1 protein-coding gene is annotated in these 530 nt (G+C 34.7%); it reads left to right on the forward strand.

Annotation, left to right across the window (positions count from 1 at the left end):
* A partial coding sequence (locus JCM14822_RS18840; RefSeq protein WP_172674877.1) for a transposase occupies window positions 1-427 on the forward strand: 427 nt, incomplete at its 5' end.
* Window positions 428-530: the final 103 nt, after the last annotated feature.

The raw sequence follows: 530 nt of genomic DNA on the forward strand, positions 1-530 counted from the left end.
AGCTGATACTAATAAAGCCATCCAATACGTTGTTCGTTACACTGGTAGACCTGCAATGGCCCAATCTCGTATATTAAACTACGATGGTGAGAATGTTACTTTTTGGTATAAGCGTCATGAAGATGATAAAAAAGTTATCGAATGCATTTCTGCTTTTGATTTCATCAAGCGTCTTATTATTCACATCCCAGAATCTCAATTTAAAACGGTTCGTTATTACGGCCTTTATGCTAAAAAGCATAAATTTAGCCATCTTCTTTTCAAGATGTTACCTCAAAGTAAACGCCTCTTCCATGAACGTTATTCTCATTGGCGTGAACGCATCTTACTATCTTTTGGCTATGACCCTCTTAAATGCACATGTGGACATATCATGGAATTAGTTGATATTTTTTATCCACCTCATTCGTCGTATAATACTTCTTGAGATGTATTTTCTCGAATACAACTAAGGAGGATTTTGCTTTGGATATTTTAGAAGGTTTTACTGAAGATGATAATCTTATTGAATTTGTTTGCACTAAATGTGG

It is taken from the genome of Cellulosilyticum ruminicola JCM 14822, from assembly GCF_001311925.1.
GTDB classification, from domain to species: Bacteria; Bacillota; Clostridia; order Lachnospirales; family Cellulosilyticaceae; genus Cellulosilyticum; species Cellulosilyticum ruminicola.